At 66.1% G+C, this 22,007-nt stretch carries 19 protein-coding genes and 4 pseudogenes; 8 read left to right on the forward strand and 15 right to left on the reverse strand.

Going from position 1 to position 22,007, the window contains the following annotated elements; genetic code table 11:
• Positions 1 to 5: 5 nt before the first annotated feature.
• Positions 6 to 806, reverse strand: a complete 801-nt coding sequence (locus EET03_RS20600; protein ID WP_099193702.1) for a crotonase/enoyl-CoA hydratase family protein — start codon at positions 804 to 806, stop codon at positions 6 to 8.
• Positions 803 to 1,951, reverse strand: a complete 1,149-nt coding sequence (locus EET03_RS20605) for a thiolase family protein (RefSeq protein ID WP_075541447.1) — start codon at positions 1,949 to 1,951, stop codon at positions 803 to 805. Before EET03_RS20605 ends, EET03_RS20600 begins: the two co-directional genes overlap by 4 nt.
• Positions 1,952 to 2,159: 208 nt before the next feature.
• Between EET03_RS20605 and EET03_RS30935 the strand changes: the two genes are divergently transcribed.
• The 4 genes and pseudogenes from EET03_RS30935 to EET03_RS20625 all read left to right on the forward strand — a co-directional run bounded on the left by EET03_RS30935 (position 2,160) and on the right by EET03_RS20625 (position 4,405).
• Positions 2,160 to 2,732, forward strand: coding sequence for a hypothetical protein (locus EET03_RS30935; RefSeq protein WP_208649104.1), 573 nt, complete (start codon positions 2,160 to 2,162; stop codon positions 2,730 to 2,732).
• A 133-nt stretch (positions 2,733 to 2,865) separates the two neighbouring features.
• Positions 2,866 to 3,164: pseudogene (locus EET03_RS20615) on the forward strand (hypothetical protein).
• Positions 3,165 to 4,166 carry a hypothetical protein gene (locus EET03_RS31810; protein ID WP_244232458.1) on the forward strand — a complete coding sequence of 334 codons (1,002 nt, stop codon included), beginning with the start codon at positions 3,165 to 3,167 and terminating at the stop codon, positions 4,164 to 4,166.
• On the forward strand, positions 4,163 to 4,405 hold the full coding sequence (locus tag EET03_RS20625; RefSeq protein ID WP_075541449.1) for a hypothetical protein: 243 nt from the start codon (positions 4,163 to 4,165) through the stop codon (positions 4,403 to 4,405). Before EET03_RS31810 ends, EET03_RS20625 begins: the two co-directional genes overlap by 4 nt.
• A gap of 564 nt (positions 4,406 to 4,969) precedes the next feature.
• Here EET03_RS20625 and EET03_RS20630 read toward each other — a convergent pair.
• From EET03_RS20630 to EET03_RS20680, 11 genes are all read right to left on the reverse strand, one after another.
• Entirely contained in the window at positions 4,970 to 5,377 is a 408-nt protein-coding gene (locus tag EET03_RS20630) for a hypothetical protein (protein ID WP_075541450.1), read from the reverse strand.
• 173 nt (positions 5,378 to 5,550) lie between these two features.
• On the reverse strand, positions 5,551 to 5,994 hold the full coding sequence (locus tag EET03_RS20635; RefSeq protein WP_075541451.1) for an SRPBCC family protein: 444 nt from the start codon (positions 5,992 to 5,994) through the stop codon (positions 5,551 to 5,553).
• The gene (locus tag EET03_RS20640) at positions 5,991 to 7,217 is read right to left on the reverse strand and encodes an RNA polymerase sigma factor (protein ID WP_208649105.1); all 1,227 of its coding nucleotides are present in this window, start codon (positions 7,215 to 7,217) and stop codon (positions 5,991 to 5,993) included. The genes EET03_RS20635 and EET03_RS20640 overlap by 4 nt, the downstream gene beginning before the upstream one ends.
• On the reverse strand, positions 7,214 to 7,609 hold the full coding sequence (locus EET03_RS20645; protein WP_321182458.1) for a YciI family protein: 396 nt from the start codon (positions 7,607 to 7,609) through the stop codon (positions 7,214 to 7,216). The genes EET03_RS20640 and EET03_RS20645 overlap by 4 nt, the downstream gene beginning before the upstream one ends.
• 26 nt (positions 7,610 to 7,635) lie before the next feature.
• A complete protein-coding gene (locus EET03_RS20650) occupies positions 7,636 to 8,862 on the reverse strand; it encodes a cytochrome P450 (RefSeq protein ID WP_075541453.1) in 1,227 nt (408 codons plus the stop codon).
• Positions 8,863 to 8,873: 11 nt separating this feature from the next.
• Positions 8,874 to 10,322 (reverse strand): aldehyde dehydrogenase family protein, encoded by a 1,449-nt coding sequence (locus tag EET03_RS20655; protein ID WP_075541469.1) that lies wholly within the window; start codon positions 10,320 to 10,322, stop codon positions 8,874 to 8,876.
• A gap of 32 nt (positions 10,323 to 10,354) precedes the next feature.
• Entirely contained in the window at positions 10,355 to 11,245 is an 891-nt protein-coding gene (locus tag EET03_RS20660; protein ID WP_075541470.1) for an SDR family oxidoreductase, read from the reverse strand.
• Complete coding sequence (locus tag EET03_RS20665) at positions 11,238 to 12,356, reverse strand: spirocyclase AveC family protein (protein ID WP_075541454.1); 1,119 nt, start codon at positions 12,354 to 12,356, stop codon at positions 11,238 to 11,240. Before EET03_RS20665 ends, EET03_RS20660 begins: the two co-directional genes overlap by 8 nt.
• A gap of 3 nt (positions 12,357 to 12,359) precedes the next feature.
• Complete coding sequence (locus EET03_RS20670) at positions 12,360 to 13,472, reverse strand: ABC transporter substrate-binding protein (RefSeq protein ID WP_075541455.1); 1,113 nt, start codon at positions 13,470 to 13,472, stop codon at positions 12,360 to 12,362.
• 88 nt (positions 13,473 to 13,560) lie between these two features.
• Complete coding sequence (locus EET03_RS20675) at positions 13,561 to 14,379, reverse strand: CbbQ/NirQ/NorQ/GpvN family protein (protein ID WP_075541456.1); 819 nt, start codon at positions 14,377 to 14,379, stop codon at positions 13,561 to 13,563.
• Positions 14,380 to 14,411: 32 nt separating this feature from the next.
• Positions 14,412 to 16,091 carry a nitric oxide reductase activation protein NorD gene (locus tag EET03_RS20680; protein WP_244232460.1) on the reverse strand — a complete coding sequence of 560 codons (1,680 nt, stop codon included), beginning with the start codon at positions 16,089 to 16,091 and terminating at the stop codon, positions 14,412 to 14,414.
• 95 nt (positions 16,092 to 16,186) lie between these two features.
• Between EET03_RS20680 and EET03_RS20685 the strand changes: the two genes are divergently transcribed.
• The 3 genes and pseudogenes from EET03_RS20685 to EET03_RS20695 all read left to right on the forward strand — a co-directional run bounded on the left by EET03_RS20685 (position 16,187) and on the right by EET03_RS20695 (position 18,896).
• Positions 16,187 to 17,332 carry an acyl-CoA dehydrogenase family protein gene (locus tag EET03_RS20685; protein ID WP_075541457.1) on the forward strand — a complete coding sequence of 382 codons (1,146 nt, stop codon included), beginning with the start codon at positions 16,187 to 16,189 and terminating at the stop codon, positions 17,330 to 17,332.
• Positions 17,329 to 18,435: an acyl-CoA dehydrogenase family protein gene (locus EET03_RS20690; RefSeq protein ID WP_099193703.1), complete on the forward strand. Its 1,107-nt coding sequence runs from the start codon at positions 17,329 to 17,331 to the stop codon at positions 18,433 to 18,435. The genes EET03_RS20685 and EET03_RS20690 overlap by 4 nt, the downstream gene beginning before the upstream one ends.
• Positions 18,410 to 18,896, forward strand: a pseudogene (locus EET03_RS20695) (hypothetical protein). Before EET03_RS20690 ends, EET03_RS20695 begins: the two are co-directional and overlap by 26 nt.
• A 250-nt stretch (positions 18,897 to 19,146) precedes the next feature.
• Here the strand turns inward: EET03_RS20695 and EET03_RS20700 are convergent.
• Positions 19,147 to 20,301, reverse strand: coding sequence for a PPE family protein (locus EET03_RS20700; protein WP_099193704.1), 1,155 nt, complete (start codon positions 20,299 to 20,301; stop codon positions 19,147 to 19,149).
• Between the two features lie 971 nt (positions 20,302 to 21,272).
• On the opposite strand from EET03_RS20700, the pseudogene EET03_RS32490 reads away from it, so the two are divergent.
• Positions 21,273 to 21,380 (forward strand): annotated as a pseudogene (locus EET03_RS32490) (PE domain-containing protein); the annotation flags it as partial.
• A gap of 40 nt (positions 21,381 to 21,420) precedes the next feature.
• Here the strand turns inward: EET03_RS32490 and EET03_RS20710 are convergent.
• Positions 21,421 to 21,759 (reverse strand): annotated as a pseudogene (locus EET03_RS20710) (integrase core domain-containing protein); the annotation flags it as partial.
• Positions 21,760 to 22,007 lie beyond the last annotated feature (248 nt).

Raw genomic sequence — 22,007 nt, forward strand, 5'->3', positions numbered from 1 at the left:
GCGACTCAGCGCGCCTTCCAGATCGGCTCCCGCTTCTCGGCGAACGCCAACGGCCCTTCCTTGGCGTCCTCGGATCGGATCAGCGAACTCATCTCGCGCATGGTGCGCTGCCAGCCCGCTTCTTCGTCGGTGATGACGCCGTCGTCGACCCCGTAGGCGATGCGCTTGCTGGCCTGCACCGACAGCGGCGCGTTGACGGTCACCCGCGCGGCCAGCGTCAGCGCGGCGTCCAGCACCGCACCCTCCCTGACGACCTGGTTGATCAGGCCCCAGTCGTAGGCGTCGGCTGCGGTGATCGGCTCGCCGGTCAACAGCAGTTCCATCGCCAATTTGCGGGGCAGCTGGTTCACGATCCGGAAGACGCCACCGGCAGCGGCGATCAGTCCGCGCTTGACCTCCGGCAACCCGAACTTGGCCCGTTCGTGAGCCACCACCAGGTCGCTGGCCAGCGCCAGTTCGGTGCCGCCGCCCAGGGCGGTGCCGTTGACCGCGGCGATGGTGGGCTTGTCGATGAAATGGTGCACGTAACCGGCGAAGCCCCAATCCGCGTGGTCGGGGTGGTAGATGTTCTCCCGGCGGGCGATCGCCTTGAGATCGGCGCCGGCGCAGAACGACGTGTCGCCGGCGCCGGTGATCACCACCGCCCGCACGTCGGGGTCGTGCTGGGCTTCGTCCAGGGCATCCCCGACGGCGCTGCTGACAGCGCCGTTGACCGCGTTGCGGGCCTCGGGCCGGTTGATCGTGATGACCATGACATTGCCGCGGCGCTCGACCAGCGCCCCCGGCTGGCCATCGGCTTGGGTCACAGCAGCTCCAGGATGGTGGCGTTGGCCTGACCGCCGCCCTCGCACATTGTCTGCAGGCCGTAGCGAATTCCCTTGTCGCGCATGTGGTAAAGCAGGGTGGTCATCAAGCGCGCGCCCGACCCGCCGAGCGGGTGGCCGAGTGCGATTGCGCCGCCGTTGGGGTTGAGCTTCTTCTCGTCGGCGCCGATGTCGCGCAGCCAGGCCAGCGGCACCGGGGCGAACGCCTCGTTGACCTCGTATGCGCCGATCTCGCCGATGGACAGACCGGAGCGCTTGAGCACCTTCTGGGTGGCCGGGATGGGCGCGGTCAGCATGATCACCGGGTCGGCCCCAGCTAGCGCCACGGTGTGCACCTTCGCGATCGGCTTGCGCCCCAACGACTTCGCCTTCTCTGCGGACATGAACAGCAGCGCGGCCGAGCCGTCGGAGATCTGCGAGGAGTTGCCGGCATGGATCACGCCGTCTTCCTTGAACGCCGGCTTCAGCGACGCCATCTTCTCCATCGGAGTGCCGCGGCGGATGCCTTCGTCTTTGAGGACAGTATTGCCGTCCTGGTCCTTGATGCCGACGATCTGGTCATCGAAGGCACCGGAATCCTGTGCGGCTGCGGCCTTTTCGTGCGATCCGAGGGAGAACTCGTCGAGCGCGAGGCGGTCGAGGCCCCACCGCTCGGCGATCATCTCCGCACCAATGCCCTGGTTGGGGATCTTGCCTTCGTAGCGGTCCAGGAAGGACTTGGGATAGGGCCGTCCGCCGTTGGCCAGCGACGACCCCATCGGGGTGCGTGACATCGACTCCACCCCGCCGGCGACGACGACGTCGTAGTGGCCGGCCGCGACCCCGGCCGCCGCGAAGTGCACCGACTGCTGGCTTGACCCGCACTGGCGATCCACGGTCACCCCGGGGACCGTCTCGGGCCAGCCGGCGGCCAGCAGCGAGGTGCGGGCGATGTCGAGGGCCTGCTCGCCGGCCTGCATCACGCAGCCCCAGATGACGTCGTCAACGAGCTCGGGGTCGATGCCGGCCTTGTGCACCAGACCGTTGAGGACCTGGGCGGACAGGTCAGCCGGGTGCACCCCGGACAGCCCGCCGTTGCGCTTTCCGATCGGTGAACGTAGCGCCTCGACGATGACGGCTTCAGCCATGACTATGTCTCCTTTGACAGAGTGATATTGAGTACATTGTTAACCAATGTAATCAGCGGGCAGGGGCGGGGGTCGGACTCCAGGCTAGGTCGCCGCCTTGACGCCCGGGGCGATCGGTCTTTGTGTCGCCGCGTGGTGGCCGGCGAAATCCCCCACGATGTGGCGATGATGATTTGGTGCGAGCGCGCTATCGGTGTTGGTCGGTGCGGTGAGTCGCGTCATCCGAGATGACCGGAGCTGGCTGCTCGGCACGCCTGCGGATGTCGCGTGGATTGACGCAGCCACGTCCATCGGCCTCAGCATCACCTCGGCGATCCCGCCGGTGTTCGACGACTACGCCACCGTGGTACTGCCAGAAACCCCGGAAGAGCAATTCGCGCACGAGCGGGCTGTGGTCGCGCTGCTCAGCAGGCAGTCGTCCGCCCAGCAGTGGTGGATTGGGTACCTCGATACCGGTTGCTCCGACGTCGTCTTTCCCGACGCTCCGAGGGTGCGCATGTATGCAGATTGGCCGTACGTGTTTGTGAAGGCCGGACCGGAGCAGGCCGCCAGCTGGCGCGGCGACGACTCATGGTCACCACGGTCTACCCGCCTACCGGACCTGATCTTCCCGGCGGATCGATCCTGGCTGCTATCCACCCTCTGGGAGGACGATTGGACCTGTATCGGTGGACCGGTTCGGCTCATCGACAGTTTCCTGAACGACTCGAAGCTGGGAGCCCGGACACGGCGAGTACGTGTCGATGAAGAAGCGACCCCGCCCGGGCATCAGGCGTTCTGATCGGCCACATCTCAGATCTGGGTTCGGAATGGTCGGGCCCTGCCTTTGGCCCCAAGAGGTGGTGTCCTAACCTTCGTCGGTCTTGAAGCGGTCTGAGTAGCCCTCCAGGTGGCCTCGATTTAGACTCGCCCGCGTGGGATCGGATGAATTGCAGGTCGTCCATGGGCAGCTAGGGGTTACGGCCAGCCAATGGCAGGGCCTCGGTGCCCAACTCGCCGCTGGAACACGCCGCCGTCACCGGGCCAGCCATTCCAAGCAACGACGGCGGCGGTGAGTGGTATCAACGCAGCAATCGGCGGTGCTGCGGCGGAATTTGGCACCCGAACTCAGGCTACGGCTGCCGCGGTGACTGCGGCGGCGGCAGGTTACGCCCATCAAGAGACGACGGCGGCCGCCGAGATGGCCGCCGTGACGCAGGTGACGGTGGTTTAGATGCCGGCCACCCTGTCGCAAATCCGGGCATGGAGCATCGAGCATCTAATCGATACAGCCGGCTACTGGACCAAGACCGCCGATCAGTGGGAAGACGCGTTCCTGCAGATGCGAAACCAGTCTTATGCCATTGCCTGGCATGGCGCTGGTGGTGACGGGCTGCGGCAACGAACCAGCGCCGACCTGCCGATTGTCAGTGCCAAAGCCGATCTGTTGCGTCAGGCAGCCGGGATTGCGCGCAATGGCGCCAGCGAGATCGGTGCGGCCCAGCGAAGAGTCCTGTATGCCGTTGAGGACGCCCAGAATGCGGGATTCGCTGTCGGCGAAGACTTATCGGTCACTGACGCACACACGAGCAGGACGGCCGCGGAGCAGGCCGCCCGACAGGCTCAGGCGCAAGCTTTCGCCGGTGACATCCGCTTGCGCGCAGAACAGCTCGACGGGGCAGAGGCCAAGGTTGCAGGCCAACTTACCGCCACCACCGCAGGTCTCAGCAGCGTCAGCTTTGCGGAAAACCCGATCTCCACCCCTGTCCCGCAAGCTCCCGCCACCCAGCGCAATGGAATCCGGTTGGTCGACCTCAAACAAGACGGCGGCACTAGCCCCCCGCCCCCATTCGCGCCGTGGGACACCCCTGACGGAACGCCGCCGGCGCCCCAGCCCGCGTTCCTGCCGCAGTACGAGCAGGCCCTCACGGCACCGCCAGCGCCTGCGCAGCCGGGTCCGCCGATGCCCGCATCCCCACCGCCGGCGCCACGGCCCGCGACCGGTCCGGGCAGCGTCGCCTGCCAGCAAGCATTCGATGAGCAGCAGCAAAGCCTGTTGCAAAATCTCGGGGGCGCGACGCTCGGGGGCGCGGTCTTAGGGGGTCTGGCTGCAGGAGTACCGACCGAGGGCGTGGGAGCCGTCCAAGGTGCGATCGGCGGAGCTTTCATGGGCGGCGTGGGCGAGTTCCTCAACGAAACCCGAAAAGAACACCCGCTTCCACAACAGTGCAAATGAGCTACCTACCGCTGATTATCGCGGCAGCCGGGGTCGGTTTGATCATCGCCGCCCCGGCACGATCACGGCGAGCCTGGATCACGTTGACATTACTGCTGACCGCTTTGGGTGCCATGACCGTCATCGACTGGTGTCTGCACCGGCCTACCGGCTCTGACATCACATATTTGGTCACAGCTGCGATGATTGGCGGGTTATCAGTGTTCGTCGGCAAGAAAGCCCGGGACTCCCGAAGCTGACCCCACGATGGTGCATTCCGTTTTGGCGTGGGCGAAGTTGTCCCGGGCTCTCCTCCGAAATAGCCAATCAGCAGCGAACTAGCTGCACCTACATTGCGGATTGCTTCGATCGTCGTCAGCGCCGAAACCCCTTGGTGCGTCTTGGTTCTCGTCTCGATTGAGCAAAGTCACCCAACGACAGGTGCTGATCTCACAGCTTTTTGAGACCGCACCAAATTGTGAAGAACGGTGCGCTGGACGCCAGGACCTTCGAGAGTGTGGGCTGCAGAACGCTGGAGGTTGCTAACGACCAAATAACGCACTCCGTGGTCGATTGAGGGCGGAAGCGCTGGGGCAGACTGCGATCATTTCGTATCAGGGCGGCCCGGTGATGGCCAATGCGTAAGTGATCACAATTCGAACGCCACCGCGCCAGGCCGTACTCAGACCGCAGACTCCGGCCCCACAAACTTGACGCGTAGCCAACCAAGCAGGCTAATTTCGACAGGTTCGGGAGTGATCAGATCTTGTCTCAGACGATTCGGGCGATATCCGGCGCCTGAATCTCATTCTGGCGCAACCCGACTAGATGCGCGCCATGCCGTCGTAGTTGTCGGAGCAGAAGCCACAGGGTTCGTCGTATTCGCTGCCGTAGTTGGCATAGCGCGAGACGGTCCTTACCACCGCCGCGGCCGCACCGACATCAAGAACCGGCTCGGCGGCCGCCTGATCGAACGGCTTAAGGGCAGCCACGCTGGCGACCAATGGGGATCGGTCATCGGGTTTGGCCGTGATGTCGGCAACGGGCCTGCCGTCGATGAACAAGGTGTACAGTTCGTGCTCCGGGAATCCGTGGTTAAGTCGCAGCACCCACCACTGACCGGACTGCTGTGCGGCATAAGGAAAGAACGCGTATCCAGTCCGCAACCAATGTGGCCGCACAGTTCTGTCAATCGCGGGCCAGTCCACCGACGGTCCTTCAGTGTGGGGCATGTTCCAAGTCCTATGCGCCTCCTGACCCGTTGCCGATGTGGAGTAAGGACTCAGCGCATCAGGTCGTCGAGAGGACCCCGGGTCTCGAGCGCGCCTCTTGGTGGGTTTGCGGCTCGCAGCTGCGACCGAGCCGATATCTGGGCGCGCCACGACAACCTGCAGCTACCCGAGGGTTAGGTCGCCAATTCCAGCACCGCCTTGAGCCGGGCGAGGTCCTTGCCGTTGGCCCGCTTGATCGCCTTCGCCAAAACAGGTGCCGCAAGTCCGGAAAACCCTGACGGCTCACCGCGATTGCGCAGGATCATCTTGGTCGTACCGTTCGGGCCGTCTTCCCACACGTAGGTCGTCTCCATGGGAAACGGTCCTTCCGCGGTGCGCATCACGAACCTGGTGCCCGGCCGCAGGTCTACCACCTCATAGGTATAGCTCAGCGTCCGACCGAGAAACCTTGCGGTAAAGGCACACTGCGAGCCGACGGTTAACGGCTTCGGTGTTTTCCATTGTGCTGCTGTGATATTGGCGTACCACGCCTTAGCGTTGTCCGGATCACAGGCATAGCCAAAGACTTCGGCGCGCCGCCGGGCGATCAGTATCTCGCTTGTCACATCGACTTTCATGTCACTTCTCGTCCCGCAGACCATTCGGCGATGCGCCGCTGGCGGTATCGGCGTTCCGGCATGGTGATCGCATCGGTCAGCGACAGCCGTGTCGCCGCGACCGCCTCGGCGAATTTACCTTGACGGGCCAGCAGTTCACCCCGGACGGCATGCCAGCGCTGATCCGGCTCGAGTTCGTCCAGCTCCGCCAAACCCGCCGCGGGCCCGCCTGATTCGGCGACGGCGACCGCCCGGGCCAGCCCAGCGGGAGCGCTCGGCTGCACCGACAACAGCAGGTCGTAGAGCCGGACGATCTCGGCCCAGTCGGTGGCTTCATACGACGCGGCCCGGGCATGCTCGGCCGCGATCGCGGCCTGCAGCTGGTAGGGATCGGCGACCGTGCCCGTGCGGCGCAGCGATTCATCCAGCAGCCCGAGCCCTTCAGCGATCGCGCCGGCGTCCCACGACGAGCGGTCCTGCTCGGACAGCGGCACCGGATCGCCGGCGTCGTCGAGCCGTGCGGCGCGCCGGGATTCGGTCACCAGCAGCAGCGCCAACACCGCCATCGGCGCCGGTTCGTCGGGCATCAGCTGGTGCACCAGCCGCGCCAGGCGCAGTGCCTCGCGAGTGCCGTCGACGTCGGTCAGCCGGTCGCCGCCGGCCGTGGTGTGGGCAATCGTGTAGGACGTGTGCACCACCGCGCACACCGCCGCCACCCGGGCCGGCAGCTCTTCGTCGGCCGGCACCCGATAGGGGATGCCGGCCCGGGCGATCTTGGCGCGTGTGCGGGTCAGGCGCTTGGCGACGGCCGCTTCGCTGGTCAGCAACACCGTCGCGATCTGTGCCGGGGACAGGCCGCACAAGGTGCGCAACGCCAGCGTCACCTGAGCCGAAAGCCCCAGCGCCGGATGACAACAGGTGAAGATCAGCCGCAGCCGGTCATCGGCCACCATGCTGTCGGGCGGCAGATCGGGGACCGCGAGCTCCACGCTGGCACGCTCCTTTTGCGCTCGAACGCCCTCACGTCGCAGCAGGTCGATCGCGACCCGCCGCGCGGTCACCGTCAGCCAGGCCCGCGGTTCGTCGGGCACACCGTTGCGCGGCCAGTCCCGCAGCGCGCGTAATGCCGCTTCCTGCACCGCGTCCTCGGCGACCTGCAGCGAGCCGAGCGTCCGGACGAGGGTCGCCAGAATGCGGGTCCCCTCCATCCGGACCGTCTCGGCGAGAGCCGATTCCGCGGTCAACCGAAATCGATGATGGGACGCACCTCGACGGCACCGTCCCAGGCCGCCGGGATCTCGGCGGCGATCCGCAGCGCCCCGTCCAAGTCGGCCGCCTCGATGAGGTAGAAGCCGGTGAGGGCTTCTTTCGTTTCGGCGTACGGACCGTCGCTGGTGACGACGCCACCGCCGCGGGCGCCGGTGACCCGCACCGTCGTCGCGGTCGCGGTCGGATACAGCGCTGCGCCCCCGCGGATCACTGCGGCGTGGTCCTGGCCGAACTTCATGTAGTCGGCCATGTCGGCGGCCTGCTCGGGGGCTGACCAGTCGACGTCCCTGGTGTAGGTCAGTGCGGCGTATTGCGGCATGGTGTCCTCCTGTCGAAGATGATCATCCGGGCTGTTCCCGGATCTCATCAAGAGGACGATCGGGATAGGCCCGATCAGGACACCCCGGGGCAAGTCGTATCGAATAGCACCGGAAGCGACGTCGGCGACCGGAATACCTGGCCGCGGATATGCGGATCGTCACCCGCGGGATCAAGACGCAGGCGGGGCAACCGGTCGAACATCAGGTTCAGCGCCACCCGCATCTCCAGCCGGGCCAGATGCATGCCCAGGCAGACGTGCACGCCGTGGCCGAAGCCGATGTGCGCCCTGGGCGGGCGGAAGATGTCGAACCGATCCGGATCGGGGTAGCGGTCCTCCTGCCGGTTGGCCGCACCCAGCATCGGCATCACCGAGGAGCCGGCCGGAATCGGCACCCCGCCCAACTCGGTGTCGTGGGTGGCGACGCGGGTGATGGTCAGCAGCGGCGGTTCCCAGCGAACCGCCTCCTCGATCGCCTGCGGAAGCAACGAGCGGTCGGTTCGGACGGCGTCGAGTTGCTCTGGGCTGCACAGCAATCCGAGCAACATGTTGCCCAGCGAGCGGTAGGTTGTTTCCACGCCGGCCGGAAGCAGCAGCAGCAGGAAGGAGAAGATCTCCTCATCGGAGAGCTTCTCCCCGTCGATCTCGGCCTGGGCCAGGCCGCTGATCAGATCGTCGCGCGGTTCCCGGCGCCGCGCGGCGAGTATCGGCGCGAAGTACTCTTGCAAAGCCTGCGAAGCGGCGCGGCCCCGCTCCGGGTTGACAGTGAAACTGAGCAGTGAGATCGACCAGCGCTGAAACTGCGGATAGTCCTCGCGCGGCAGCCCTAGCAGACCGGCGATGATCTGCGTCGGATAGGGAAAGGTGAACTCCTTGACCAGATCGGCGTGGCCGCGGCCGGCGAACCGGTCAATCAGCTCGTTGCCGACCTGCCTGACCAATCCGTCCTCCCAGCGCGCCAATGCCTTCTGCGAGAACGCTTTTGCCACCAGGGCGCGATGGCGGCCGTGTTCGGGCTCGTCCATGCCGAGCATGACGTGGCGGCCCAGCACGTCACCGAAGGCATCGATGATGATCGCCGACGAGAACGTCTCGTTGTCCCGCAGCAACTGCGCGACGTCTTCATGGCGGTAGACGATGAAGACGGGCTTGGATTCCTCGTGCGGCATGGCCGAGAAGTCGATGCGCTGCACCGGTTCCTCGCGCCGCAACCGGGCCAGCTCGGTGTAGGGATCCCGGACGTCGCCGGAGACCACGTCGTCGAAGGCCCCGAAATCCTCGAGATCGTCGAACAGCTGCATGCGCACCCCCTTCAGGTAGCCGGATAGCCCACCGACTTGATCTGGGTGTACTGGTCGAACCCGGCGATCCCGTTCTGCCGGCCTACCCCGCTGTCCTTGTAGCCGCCGAACGGGGTGTCGGCGCCGTACGGCGCGGCGCCCTGCACACCGATGAAGCCGGCCCGCAGCCGCCGGGCGACCGCCAGCGAGTGCTCCAGCGAACCCGACATCACGTTGCCGGCCAACCCGTACACGCTGTCGTTGGCGATCCGGATCGCGTCTTCCTCGTCGTCGAATCCGATGACCGACAGCACCGGGCCGAAGATCTCCTCCTGGGCGATCGTCATGGAGTTATCGACGTCGACGAAAAGCGTTGGCCGGACATAGAATCCCTTGTCGAAACCGGTGGCGGCGTCGGGGCCGCCGACCAGGCAGGTGGCGCCCTCCTCGACTCCCTTGCTGATATAACCGAGCACCCGCTTGCGCTGCTTGTCGGAGATCACCGGTCCGCACAACGTGGCCGGGTCTTGCGGATCGCCCGGCATGACGTTGTCGTAGATGCTCTTGAGGATCGCCACACCCTCGTCGTAGCGGGACCGCGGCAGCAGCATCCGGGTCGGGTTGGCGCAGCCCTGCCCGGCATGCATGCACGGCGCGATGCCGATCGCACACGCCAACCCGAACTCGGCGTCCTCCAAGACGATGGTGGCCGACTTGCCGCCAAGTTCGAGGAACAGCCGCTTGAGCGTCGCCGCGCCCTTTTCCATGATCCGTTTCCCGACGACGGTCGAGCCGGTGAACGAGATCAGGTCGACCTTGGGCGACAACGTGAGCTCTTCGCCGACCAGGTGATCCGACGCGGTGACGACGTTGACGACTCCCGGTGGGATGTCGGTCTTTTCGGCGATCAGTCGGCCCAGGCGGGTGGCGTTGAACGGGGTGTCCGGCGCCGGTTTGAGCACCACCGTGTTTCCGGTGCCCAGCGCCTGGCCGAGCTTGTTGATGGTGACCTCGAACGGGAAGTTCCACGGCACGATTGCTCCGACCACTCCGACCGGTTCCCGCCAGAGCTTGCGGCTGGTCATCTGCCCGGTGATGCTGACCAGCGCGTCGCCCAGGTCGATTTCCCAGGGGTATTCGTCGATCAGCTTGGCGGGATAGCGCAGCGCGTCGGCCAGCGGCGCATCCAGTTGCGGACCGTAGGTGATCGCCCGGGGCGCGCCGGCTTCGGCGATGAGCTCCTCGCGCAGCTCCTCCCGTTCGGCCTCGATGGCCTCTTGCAATTGCTCCAGGCAGCGCTTGCGCAACGCGCGATTGGTCGACCAGTTGGTCTCGTCGAAGGCTCGCCGGGCCGCGTCGATGGCCCGGTGCATATCCGCCTGCGACGCGTCGGCGACCTCCCCGATCGGCTCCTCGGTGGCCGGGTTGATGTTGGTGAAGGTGCCCGCCTGTCCGTCGACGAGCTTGCCGTCGATCATCATCCTGGATTCGAACCGGACGGTGTCAGCCATCTTTAGTCGCTTTCTGCAGAACGGGCGGCGCCCAGCGTGCCTGGACGCGGGAGGCCCAGCGCCAGCCGGGTCACCCTATGGAGAGCCTTACCGGAAAGCAGCCGGTTGGCAACCATCAGCATCCGGGCGTCGGGACCCACGGCGCGCCGGGCAAAGGGCGAGCGGTCTTCCAGCGCGCCGGCCAGCGCCGCGGCGAACTGCTCGGGCGGGCGCGCCAATCGCATGGCCGCCCGGCCGCGCCGGTCGACCTTGCCGTGCAGCGCGGCGTACGGCCCGGACAGGTCACGGTGATCCGACGTTCCGGCGTCGGTGATGATGTCGGTGTCGAAGGTTCCGGCAACCAAGACGGTGACGCCGAGTCCGAACGGCGCCACCTCGGAGGCCAACGATTCGGCCCACCGCTCGAGCGCGCCCTTGGCCGCGGAGTACGCCGCGATCTCCGGCATGCCGCGCACGCCGCCCTGGCTGGAGATCATCACGATGCGCCCTTGGCCCGCGGCGCGCATTGCCGGCAACAGCGCCTTGGTCAGCAGCACCGGCCCGAACACATGGGTCGCAAACATCCGCTGCCACAGGTCGATCGGCGTCTCCTCGACCGTCCCGGCCGCGGATATGCCCGCATTGTGCACCAGCGCCCGCGGCGGGCCGACGGCCTCCTCTATCGCCTTGGCCGCGGCCTCGACGGATGCCTGGTCGGTAAGATCCAGCTGAACCGGGATCAGCCGCGAATCACCATCTGCGGCACTGCACTTCGATCGCAGAGCTGCCAGTCCGGAATCCGGTGAGCGCATCGCGGCCAGCACCCGCCACCCCTGCCGATACAGGTGCGCGGCCGACGCGAGGCCCAGCCCGCGAGACGCGCCGGTGATGACGACGGCAGGGGGCTCACCCATGCGCCGGTCCACAGCGACCACCATCGGCCGGCGGCGTCACGTCCGGGCGGCCGTGCGGTTGCGCGCTCATCCAGGTCGACCAGATGCCCACCGAATACGGGCCCGGCTGACCGTTGCGTTCGTAAAAGCCTTGCGGGTCATAGACTTTGGCCTCCGGATACGGCCACGGGCAGGCGACGGAGGTAGCGGTTCTGGTCCATTTGATGATGGCGAAGCCGGTGCCGTAGCCGAAGTAGGCGAGGTTGATCAGGACGAACATCACCACGAACATCGCGAGCTTGGGCCGACGGGGGAAAATGCGCGCTCCCTGGGCGAGCTTTTCGCCGACGGTGCGGCCGGTGTCGTCGCGGTAGAGCAGGACTCCCGCGGGGATCATCACGAAAGTCACCATCACGGTTTCCCAGATGAACGGGAACTGGTAGGTCTGGCCGGCGAAGGCCGACCCGAACGGAATGACCTGGGAATAGATATAAAAGCCGGTGCGCACCAGCGTCATCTCGAGCATCGCGTCGATGACGATGCCCACCGGCAGGATGATCACCGCCAGCGTGATCAGCGGGTGCCGCCAGACGAACGAGTCGAGCGGGCGCCGGGCCTGAACCTTGCGCAGGATCCAGATGGCCGGGAAGTAGGGGCCCAGATAGAACATGATGTAGCCGATCACCAGAAACGGCTCGACGGTGGGCGACAGCGACACCAGCGGCCAGTCTTCGGGCCAATGCCACAGCTGCGGGTTGTAAACCGCGTAGGGCGCCCAGTTCATGATCGGGTCCTGCCAGACGATCAGGGTGGTGACGATGCCCATCAAAAGGACCGGGTGGGCTGGGTAGCGGCGCCAGGCGACCACGTAGACCGCGATGATGACCGACATCGAGATGATCGTGAAGATCTGGAACAGCCCCAGCCAGTGCTGGTAGCCGAACAGCGGCTCAACCGGGCTCGGTGCGCCGGCGACCTCCGGATTGCGGATTCGCGGCGAGACAGCGCCTTTACGCGCATAGTGAACGACAACGGCGAGCACGGCGACGGCCATGAATATCCACGCGACCGCCCACATCGAGTTCCTCTGGCGCGTGGCCGTGATCGACGGGGTTGCCTGCTGCGTCGTCATCGCTCAACCGGCGCCGAAGCGATCGACGAGACGGGAGTTGACGCCGTCGGGGTCCAGCCTTCGCGCCACCAGGTAGCCCGCCCCCATCCAGGCCCGCCGGGTCCACTTACCCAGCGATACCCGGGTCCCTGGGGCACCGGCGGCGGCGGGCAGCATCTTCACCCGCTCCAGTGCCTCCTTCACGCCGCGGGGGCTCAGCGGGTGGGCGTCGGCGAAGGCATGCAGCAGCGTATTGGCGACGTCGTGGTTCACCACCGGCACGCAATATTGGGGGCGACGGCCATATTCCGACTCGTAGCGGTCCAGGAACGCCTGGCCCACACTGTTGGCTTCGTCGTACTGGTCGATCCCGGTCCATCCCATCAAGGCTTGCCACATAATCGGATTGATCCAGGCGTTTTGAAACGCGGTGCTGGTGAACCGGGGCGGATCCCAGTCGAGTTCGGCCAGGGCCGGGTTGATGAACACGATGCCGAAGCCGAACCCGCAATGCACCAGCGCGGACGGCTTTGACTCGTGCACGGTGCGCATCGCCTGGCCGACGTCCTGGGCGGTTTGGGCGATCTGCGCTTCGGCCACGATGCGAATGCCTTTGCGCCGGCCCGCGTTTCGGAAGTTGGTGAGATAGCTCTGGCCGACCAGCGATTGCTCGACCAGCACGGCCACCTCGGTGTGGCCGCCCTTGGCAAGCAAGTCCGCCCAGAAGATCGGCTCGTCGGTCATCGACCCCTGCGGGAACGCGAACGTCCACTCTCCCAACCAGTCGTCGCTGCCGCATACGTTGATGGCCGGAACCCGGAACCGTTCTTCGATCGCCTCCTTGGTCGGCACGGCGTTCTCACTGATATGCGGCCCGAACACCGCCAGACAGCCCTCGTCGACCAGTTCGCCGTAGGCGTCGATCACGGACTTGACGGCGCCTTTGGGCAGCCCCTCCACCTCCCGGTACACAATCTCCACCGGACGGTCGATGACCCGTTGCCGCAGCCCGTCGGCGAATACTAACTCGAACGGCCGGGTCAGGTCGTCGCGCATCTCCTGCGGGTAGAACTCGGGCAGCAGGAAGTCGAACAGGTAGCCGATTTTGATCGGTTGCGCGGTGCTCTCGTAGGACAAGTCTCCATCTCCGTCAGCGGCCGTCCCGAAAACCTAAAATTTGTTCTGACATTAGCGCGGTGGGCGGCGCAGCGTCAATCGCCACCGGCTAGGTGTCGCACAGGTAGACATCGATCAGCTCCAACAGGCCGTTACCGGTATGAATGTCGTCGGTCAACGGGCCGGCGACGGCGGCGCGGGCCGCCTCCCGGGTGCTGAGCCCCTCGGCTATCAGCCGGCCCGCGGCAATGAGCACCCTGGTCGACGCCACCTCACGCAATCCGCGGTTTTCCACCCGCCGGATCGCTTGGGCCAGCCGCACCAACTCGGCGGCCACGTCGGAGCCGACACCGGCCTCGTGAGCGACGATCTTTTCCTCGACATCGGCTGCGGGAAAGCCGAATTCGATGGCCACCAGGCGCTGCCGGGTGGAGTCCTTGAGATCCTTGAGGACGCTTTGGTACCCGGGGTTGTAGGACACCACCAGGCAAAAGCCGGGTGCGGCGTCCAGTGTCACGCCCAGGCGTTCGATCGGAAGCTGCCGTCGGTGATCGGCCAGTGGGTGCAGCACGACGGTGGTGTCCTGGCGCGCCTCGACGACTTCGTCGAGGTAGCAGATGGCGCCCTCGCGAACGGCGCGGGTGAGCGGGCCGTCGACCCACTCCGTTTCCCCACCCCGCAGCAGGAACCGCCCGACCAGATCCGCGGTCGTGAGGTCGTCGTGGCAGGCCACCGTGACGAGCGGCCGCTGCAGATCATGGGCCATGGCTTCCAGGAACCGCGTCTTGCCGCAGCCGGTGGGCCCCTTGAGTAACACCGAGAGGCCTTGACGGAACGCGGCCTTGAAGACCTGTTCCTCATTGCCCACCGAGACGTAGAAGGGGCGGGCCGCCGCGGGTGTCGTCCCGTCGTCGCCTGTGCCTGGCATGGCCGCAGCGTAACGCGGAACAGATATTTGGCTCAACTCTCGGTGGGCCTGCGGACTTCGGCCGAGCGCAGGGCCGCTCGAAACACCGGCCCGGCCACCCGCCGCAGCTGCTCCGGCTCGGCGATGGCGGCCAGCGCGGCGCTGCCGAACACCCGCTGCAGTTCCTCGGGATCGGTGCTAGCCCCGACGGCCAGGCAGACACAGCCGGTGCCACGGCCGCGGGCTTCGGCCAGCGCACGACGGGAGTCCGCCGCCCCGTAGGCGCGTTCGTAGCCGTGGTCGTAGGCCAACCCGTCGGACACCACGACCAGTAGCCGCCGCGTCGTGCCGCCACCGGATTCCAGCACGGCCGCACCGTGCCGGATCGCGGCACCGAGCCTCGAATACGCGCCGGGCACCAAGCCGCCGAGCCTTCGCAGCGCGAGGGCATCCAGCCGGTCGTCGAAACGCTTGATTGGCACCAGCTGTACGGCCGCCCGCCCCTGCGAGTGAAATGCGTAGAGCGCCAACCGATCTCCGAGATCACGAAAGACAACAGCGAGTGCTGCGGCGACGGCCCGCTGCTGTTCGTGCACCGTCTTTCCGGTCGCACCCGGCTCGGCGACCGAGCCGGAGATGTCCAGCAGCAGCAACACCGCAAGATCGCGTCGGCGGCGCAGCCGATCGAGGTAGATCGCGTCAGTGGGCAGCGAACCGGCCACCGCGTCGACGCGGGCCTCGACGGCCGCATCGATATCGATGTCCTCGCCGTGCAGCTGCCGGCGAAACCAGTCCGGCCCCAGACCGAGGCGGGCCAGGGAGCGCCGCAATGCATAGCGGTTCAGGCCATCCGGAAACGAGGTGTCGCCGACAACCGCCGGTATTTCGCGCACCATGCACCAGTTCGGCCGATAGCAGCGCCGGTGGACATCCCACTCGGGATAACTGACCGACCCCGCTTTCCCGCTTGGTCCGGCGGCGCGTTCGTCGAACAATCCGGCCGGTGCCGTCGACAACACCCCTCGCGCGGCCCCGATCCCTGAGCGGGTGCGGTGGGCGGGGGCGTCGGCCCCCGGCTGACCGCTGTCCCCGAGCCGGCGCACCGGGCGCAGCATGCGGTGCAGCAACCGGCCGAGGGCTCCGGCGCCGCCGATCGGGCTGGGGAAGACGTCCTGCTGGTCGGCGGGATCGTCGTCGAGGTCGGCCAGTGCCCGGCCGGCTTGACGACCATGCTCACCGCCCGTCGGCGCATCTCTGTGCGTTGCCAACTGCGCCAACAGCTTCCGGGCGTGGATGGCGCCGAAGCTCGCCGGTGCGCCGGCGATGGGGTGCGGGCTTCGCGCGGCAGCCAAAGAGTCGGCCGGCGAAGCGGTGCGAGCGGCAATGTCGCGGTCGATCAACCCCCGTGTCGGCTCCGGCAACCAGTATTCGTTGGCCGCCAGCGCCCGGTGCCCTTCCACCGCGAGATATCGCCTGGCCACCGCCGGGCGCCGGATGAGCGCGCGGACCACATCCGGTTCGAGACTTCCCGCCGCCAGCAGCGACGCCTGCACGGCCAGCGACGCAAGCTGATCGCGTCCCGGCAGGCCGGCATCGACAAAGATCACCCGGCCATCCGTCCACGTCGACTCACCGGTGCCGGCCGGGGTAACCCGCACCGTACGGCCCGCGATGGCCGAGGCCACGATGCCCAGTCGCGGCAGCCGATCGGTGTTGTGCTGGTCGCCAGTCAAGCGGTTCGTCCTGGTTCATCGTGTTGACCAAATATCTGTTCCAACGTAGAGTCCGGCTTGACAGGCAGTCAATTGCGCAAGGTCGACACACGCACGTGGACTTCTCATACCCGGCGGACCTGGAACAGTTCCGCGATGAGCTGCGCAGCTGGCTCTCGGCGAATCTGACCGACGAATTGATCGCCGCCCGCCGATCCCCCGGCCGCAGCGACGCGATATTCGACATGTTGCGCACCTGGAACGCCGCCTTGGCCGACGCCGGCTGGGCGGCCGTCTCCTGGCCCCGTGAGTACGGCGGCCGGGGCGCCACCGTGCTCGAGCAGCTGGTCTACACCGAGGAAACCACCCGCGCCCGAGCCCCCTTGCCGCTCAACGTCATCGGCATGAACAACATTGCTCCGGCGATCATGCAATACGGCACCGAAGCCCAGAAGACGACACTGCTGCCCCGGATGTTGCGCGCGGACGATATCTGGTGCCAGGGCATGTCGGAGCCCGAGGCCGGATCCGACCTCGCCGCGCTACGTACCCGCGCGATACGCGACGGCGACACCTTCGTGGTCAACGGACAGAAAATCTGGACCTCGCTCGGGCACCGCGCCGACTGGTGCCAACTGTATGTCCGCACCGATCCCGAGGCGGCCAAACACCAGGGCATCTCCTGCCTGATCGTCGACATGCGGCTGCCGGGCATCGAGGCACGGCCGCTGGTCACGCTCAACGGCGACACCGACTTCGCCGAGGTGTTCTTCCACGATGTGGTGGTGCCGGCCGACGCGCTGCTGGGTCCGCTCAACGCGGGCTGGCAGGTCGCCACCACCACGCTGAGCCACGAGCGGGCCGGGGCGGCGCGACTTTACACCGAACTGCAGGTGCGACTCGAGGAGCTGGCGGCGGACTTCGCCGCATTCGGGGTCGGCGAAGACCCGGTGACCTTGCGGCGCCTCGGAGAGATCGCGGTGCGCGTCAAGTATCTCGAAGTGCTCTGTCTGCGGTCGATTTCGGCGACCTTGCACGGTGGCTCGGAAATCACCGCCTTCGGGTCGGCAAGCCTGGCCAAAACGGTATGGGGCGAGATCGGGCAAGATCTGGCCGCGCTGGCTTTCGACGTGCTGGGTCCGCAGGCAGGCCGGTGGGCCGACTACCGGCTGACGTCACGTTCGCTGACCATCGCCGGCGGCACCACGCAGATCAACACGAACATCACCGCGCAGCGGGTGCTGGGGTTGCCGCGCCGATGAACCTGGAACTGTCCGAGGAGCAGGTGGCGCTGCGCGACACCGTGCGGCGCTTTCTCGCCGAGAAGGCGCCGATTTCGGGACACGTGCGCGCGCTGCTCGACGATCCCACCGGCACCACCGAGGCGGTGTGGCGTGGCCTCGCCGAGCTGGGGACCACCGGGCTGTTGGTGCCACCGGAATACGGCGGTGCCGGCATGACGATGGTCGAGGCCGGCGTCGTCGCCGAGGAGCTCGGCGCCGCCCTGCACCCGGGACCCTGGTTGTCCACCGCGGTCGCGGCGACGCGGGCGCTGAGCCGGTGCGACGCCGGCCCAGCCGCGGCCCAGATCTTCACCGGGATAGCCGAGGGGACCACGATCGCCACCTTGGGCCCGTTGGACGTCGAGACCCTGCCGACAGCAGACGGCACGGCGCTCAACGGTGAGCTCGCCTCGGTTCCCGACGCCGCAGCCGCCCACGTGCTGTTGGTTTTCGCTCAAAACGGCGGCACTACCGCACTTTTCGCCGTCGACACCGCTTCCACCGGCGTTTCGGTGACGCCCGAGCGCGGTATCGACCAGGCCCGCAAGATGTTTCGGGTCGAGCTCGACGGTGTGACGGCACACCGGCTGGCCGCCCCGTCGCCGGCCGCCGTCGCGGCAGTCGTCGACGACGTGCTGATCGCCATGGCGGCCGACGCGCTCGGTGCGGCCGGCGCCGTCATGGACCTGGCCATCGAATATGCGAAGGTGCGAAAGCAATTCGGCCAGGCTATCGGCTCGTTCCAGGCGATCCAGCAGCTGTGCGTCGGCATGTACGAGACGGTCGAGCTGGCCCGCAGCGGGGTGATCCACGCGTTGTGGGCCTCGGATGCCTTGCCCGACGACGCCGCCGACGAGCGACACTTGTGCGCGCTGCGGGCCAAGGCATTCGCAGGGCGGCTGGCCACCGTCGCCGACACGGCGATCCAGATTTTCGGCGGCGTCGGCTACACCTGGGAGCACGACGCTCACCTGTACCTCAAACGCCTGCTGAGCTGGAGCGCATTTCTGGGTGGACCCGACCGCTATCTCACTGAAGTCGGTGCGCGCCTTGCGCATCCAAGAACGGAGGGCTGCCGATGATCGATTCACCGACCAGATCGCGATCGTCACGGGTGCCGGCCGGGGGCTCGGCCGGTTGTACGCGCTGGAGTTGGCCCGCCGCGGTGCCGCGGTGGTGGTCAACGATGTCGGCGCGACCATGCATGGCGAGGGCTCCGACTCAGCGTCGCCGACGAGGTCGGCGCCGAGATCGCGGCTTTTGCAGGTGATCAGGCCCGAGCTGGTGGTATCGATCGTGGTGTTTTTGGCCAGCCGGGCCTGCAAGGTCACCCATCACGACTACTCGGCCTGCGCCGGGCGCTTTGCGCGGGTATTCGTCGGCCTGGGTCAGGGATGGTCAGCCGGCGCTGACTGCGAACCGACCGCCGAGGACATCGCGGCGCACTGGTCGGAAGTGTCTGCCACCGAGCCGTTCACCCGTGCCCGCCTCGATTTTCGAAGAGGTTTTCAGCGTCTGCGCGCGGTTTGGCGTGACTACCTAAGCTAAGACGTGCTGATCCAATCACCGCGCTCGTCGGCTTCCTGGGCCCGGCAATCGCATCTTTCACGTTGGTATCTGGCCGAACCGGTACACAATTCGCCCACCTTTGAGCGACACGCCGAGGTGCGCAACGAATTTGTCGCTGACAAGGCGGAGCACAACGCGCACCCCAAACCCGTAGAGACTGATGTGGCAGAGGAGTCGCAGTCGCGTCCTACAACTCGGGCACTGGGGCAGCGCCGTCCCAGTCGCTATCCGATCCCGGTTACCGGTATCACGCCGGACCGGGACTGCGGTGCATTAGGGCTGGCCCCGCCGCGACCTATCATCCCGCCGGGCATCCCGGCACCACCGGTACCGCTCGGCATCGGCATCATCGGCATACCTGGCGAACTTGGCTCCCCGGTCAGCGCCGCCGGGGTGGGGATACCGGCTGCACCCAAGCCCGACATCGCCGAACTGCCCATCGGAGCCGGCACAGACCCCTGCCAAGTCGGCGGAACCGACATGCCTCCAACCATCCGAGCGTTACCCAAGTCCGCCGCCATCGCCGAACCCAGCCCTCCGCCACCCAATGACGTGATTTCAGCATGAGGAAGCGTCACCAACTTCGGCACGTCCGCGGGCAACCCACTGGCAACCGCACCGGCCATTCCGCCCGTTGGCGTGCGCGCCGCATTGCTCATCAAACTCATGATCGGCGACATCGCCATGCTCAGCGGATACATCAACACCGGCACACCCGACAACAGCAATGAACCCAGCCCCGACCCGGCGTTTGAACCGATCGCCGCGATGTCCTGCGCCGGCGCAGCCGCCGACGAAAGCATCGCCGGCACACCCGAGGCAGCTTGCGACGCCAACCCGGCCAACCCAGGATTGGACGGCGGCGGACTAAACGGCGTCATTGTCGACGCCACCGATGCCGCGCCCGCGTGATACCCCGCCATCGCGGCTACATCCTGTGCCCACATCTCCTGGTAGTCGAACTCCGTAGCTGCAATCGCCGGGGTGTTCTGAGCCAAGAAGTTCGTCGCCACCAATGACAGCAATCTCACCCGATTGGCCGTCACCGCCGCCGGATGCACCGTCGCCGACACAGCCGCCTCAAACGCTGTCGCCGCAACCCGAGCCTGAGCAGCGGTCAACTCCACCTCCCCGGCCGCCCCACTCAGCCAGCCCACAAATGGTGCCGCCGCAGCCACCATCGACATCGATGCCGGACCCGACCACTGCCCGGTCGCCAATCGGGTCACCACCGAATCAAACGACGTTGCCGATGCCCGCAAATCCACTGCCAGGCTCAGCCAGGCCGACGCCGCTCTCAACAGCGGGCCCGACCCGCAGCCGGCAAAGATTCGCGCCGAATTGACTTCCGGCGGCAACCAAGCAAAGTCCAAAATCATCTCAACCCCAAACCTTCCGCCGTATCACGGCTCGGACGCACTGCTAGAAACCTCCGGGAATTCTCCTGTCAGCCTTCAGATGTCACCTCTGCCCTCTCCGCGGCAATGGCCTCGACCAGGATGCCGTGACCGAACTGGCACGACCTGACTGGCAGTGGCGGTCTTCGTGGACGAGCCGGCAGGACCGTTCGCTGAAATGTAGACGCACTGATATTCGTTGTACTCCAGGACAACTCGAACTAGTTGGTGACGAGGGCCGTCCGCACGATGTTCGCTGATCCCAAGGGCTACCGCACGACCAAGCCAAACGGTGCCGAACCGCGCTGACTAGAACGACATTCCAACTGGGCGGTGGCCGAACTAGTTTGCGCGCAATACTAAGCAGTTAGAATCCGTGAACAAGTATCCGAGTCATCCAGTGAATCCAGCCTTTTCAATGCGGACGGTTATCTGCTGTCGCGTCGCGGTCGTCGGGAACCGCAGCCGAACCGGGATCTTCAGCCGGACAAAAGCTCCCACAAACTATACGCTTTGTCAACTGTTTGCTATGACTACGCTTACGTAGCCGGAGGTTACGAATTCGTGGTCTATTAGCACTATTTCGCATATGCGGAGTATCCCGCACGGCACCCCGCTATCCCCGGCCTGCCCTGCGGAGCGGAGCGCCGGCCATTGCCGGCGCTCAGGCGGCGGCAATGGCCGCCGAAAGGTCCGATAGCCCACCCCGCAATCACCTGAAATACCTGGTGGGAACTCGTTCACGACGAGCCGGCCGCTCGATCAAGGCCGGCGCCTGACCGAAATGTAGCTTACGCCAGGGACTCTGAATGACGACCGTCGAAAGACATGCTGCAACCGAGCGACTGCAGTGCTACTCTGCTGAGACCCAATTGCACGGAGGGGAATGGGCGCGTGCAGTCCGGGAGCATGTGGTTACCCGACAAGCGCTCAGTGCGATTAGGAGATCTCCAATGTCATTTGTGTCCGTGGTGCCCGAGGCGTTGCAGACCGCCGCAACCGACTTGGCGACTATCAGATCCTCGCTCGGCGAGGCCAATGCCGCTGCCGCCACAGCTACGACGGAAATACTGAACCATCCCGGGTTTCATGCACACCTCGTTACGTGTGACCGGTGTGCTGCCCGATCTGTTGTTGAGCGTAGTACTCGGCCTCGACTTCGGCTGGTGGGCGTCGTTCGAGGCGGTGCATCAGCCTGGCCGTGTTGTACCAATGCACCCACGCAGAGGTGATGCTCTCGACGTCGGCGAGGTTGGCCAGCGGTCCGTTGCGGAACGGGGATCCCTCGCGCACGCACTCGGTCTTGTACAGCCCGATCGTCGTTTCGCAGAGCGCGTTGTCGAGGGCGTCGCCGACCGTTCCGATCGACGGTACGAGCCCTTCAAGCATCAATGTCTCTCCGAAATGTATTGCGGTGTACTGGCTTCCGGCGTCAGAATTAAGCCGGATTCGGCTTAATTCTGATTATGCCGAGGTTTGTGTTAAGCCGAGGATCTGCATCAATGGCCTGCGCTCGCGGGGGAGTGCTGGTGAATTTCTCGGCTTAACGTTTCGGGTGGTGGTTAGCGTCCGTCGTATCTGTACGTCTGTGGAAGGAGACGGTGATGGATACGACGGTCGGTGGGATCGGCGCGGTTGTCGTGGCGGAGTTACGCGCGGCCGGTTACATGGAATCGACAGTTGGTCAG

Origin of the sequence: Mycobacterium innocens (assembly GCF_900566055.1) — a bacterium.
Classification (GTDB): Bacteria; Actinomycetota; Actinomycetes; order Mycobacteriales; family Mycobacteriaceae; genus Mycobacterium; species Mycobacterium innocens.

Bases quoted from the DNA above. Each gene is read 5' to 3' on its own strand.
- EET03_RS20605 (WP_075541447.1), bottom strand. From the start codon at position 1,951: ATGGCTGAAGCCGTCATCGTCGAGGCGCTACGTTCACCGATCGGAAAG.
- EET03_RS31810 (WP_244232458.1), top strand. From the start codon at position 3,165: ATGCCGGCCACCCTGTCGCAAATCCGGGCATGGAGCATCGAGCATCTA.
- EET03_RS20625 (WP_075541449.1), top strand. From the start codon at position 4,163: ATGAGCTACCTACCGCTGATTATCGCGGCAGCCGGGGTCGGTTTGATC.
- EET03_RS20630 (WP_075541450.1), bottom strand. From the start codon at position 5,377: ATGCCCCACACTGAAGGACCGTCGGTGGACTGGCCCGCGATTGACAGA.
- EET03_RS20635 (WP_075541451.1), bottom strand. From the start codon at position 5,994: ATGAAAGTCGATGTGACAAGCGAGATACTGATCGCCCGGCGGCGCGCC.
- EET03_RS20645 (WP_321182458.1), bottom strand. From the start codon at position 7,609: ATGAGATCCGGGAACAGCCCGGATGATCATCTTCGACAGGAGGACACC.
- EET03_RS20650 (WP_075541453.1), bottom strand. From the start codon at position 8,862: ATGCAGCTGTTCGACGATCTCGAGGATTTCGGGGCCTTCGACGACGTG.
- EET03_RS20655 (WP_075541469.1), bottom strand. From the start codon at position 10,322: ATGATGATCGACGGCAAGCTCGTCGACGGACAGGCGGGCACCTTCACC.
- EET03_RS20660 (WP_075541470.1), bottom strand. From the start codon at position 11,245: ATGGGTGAGCCCCCTGCCGTCGTCATCACCGGCGCGTCTCGCGGGCTG.
- EET03_RS20665 (WP_075541454.1), bottom strand. From the start codon at position 12,356: ATGACGACGCAGCAGGCAACCCCGTCGATCACGGCCACGCGCCAGAGG.
- EET03_RS20675 (WP_075541456.1), bottom strand. From the start codon at position 14,379: ATGCCAGGCACAGGCGACGACGGGACGACACCCGCGGCGGCCCGCCCC.
- EET03_RS20690 (WP_099193703.1), top strand. From the start codon at position 17,329: ATGAACCTGGAACTGTCCGAGGAGCAGGTGGCGCTGCGCGACACCGTG.
- EET03_RS20700 (WP_099193704.1), bottom strand. From the start codon at position 20,301: ATGATTTTGGACTTTGCTTGGTTGCCGCCGGAAGTCAATTCGGCGCGA.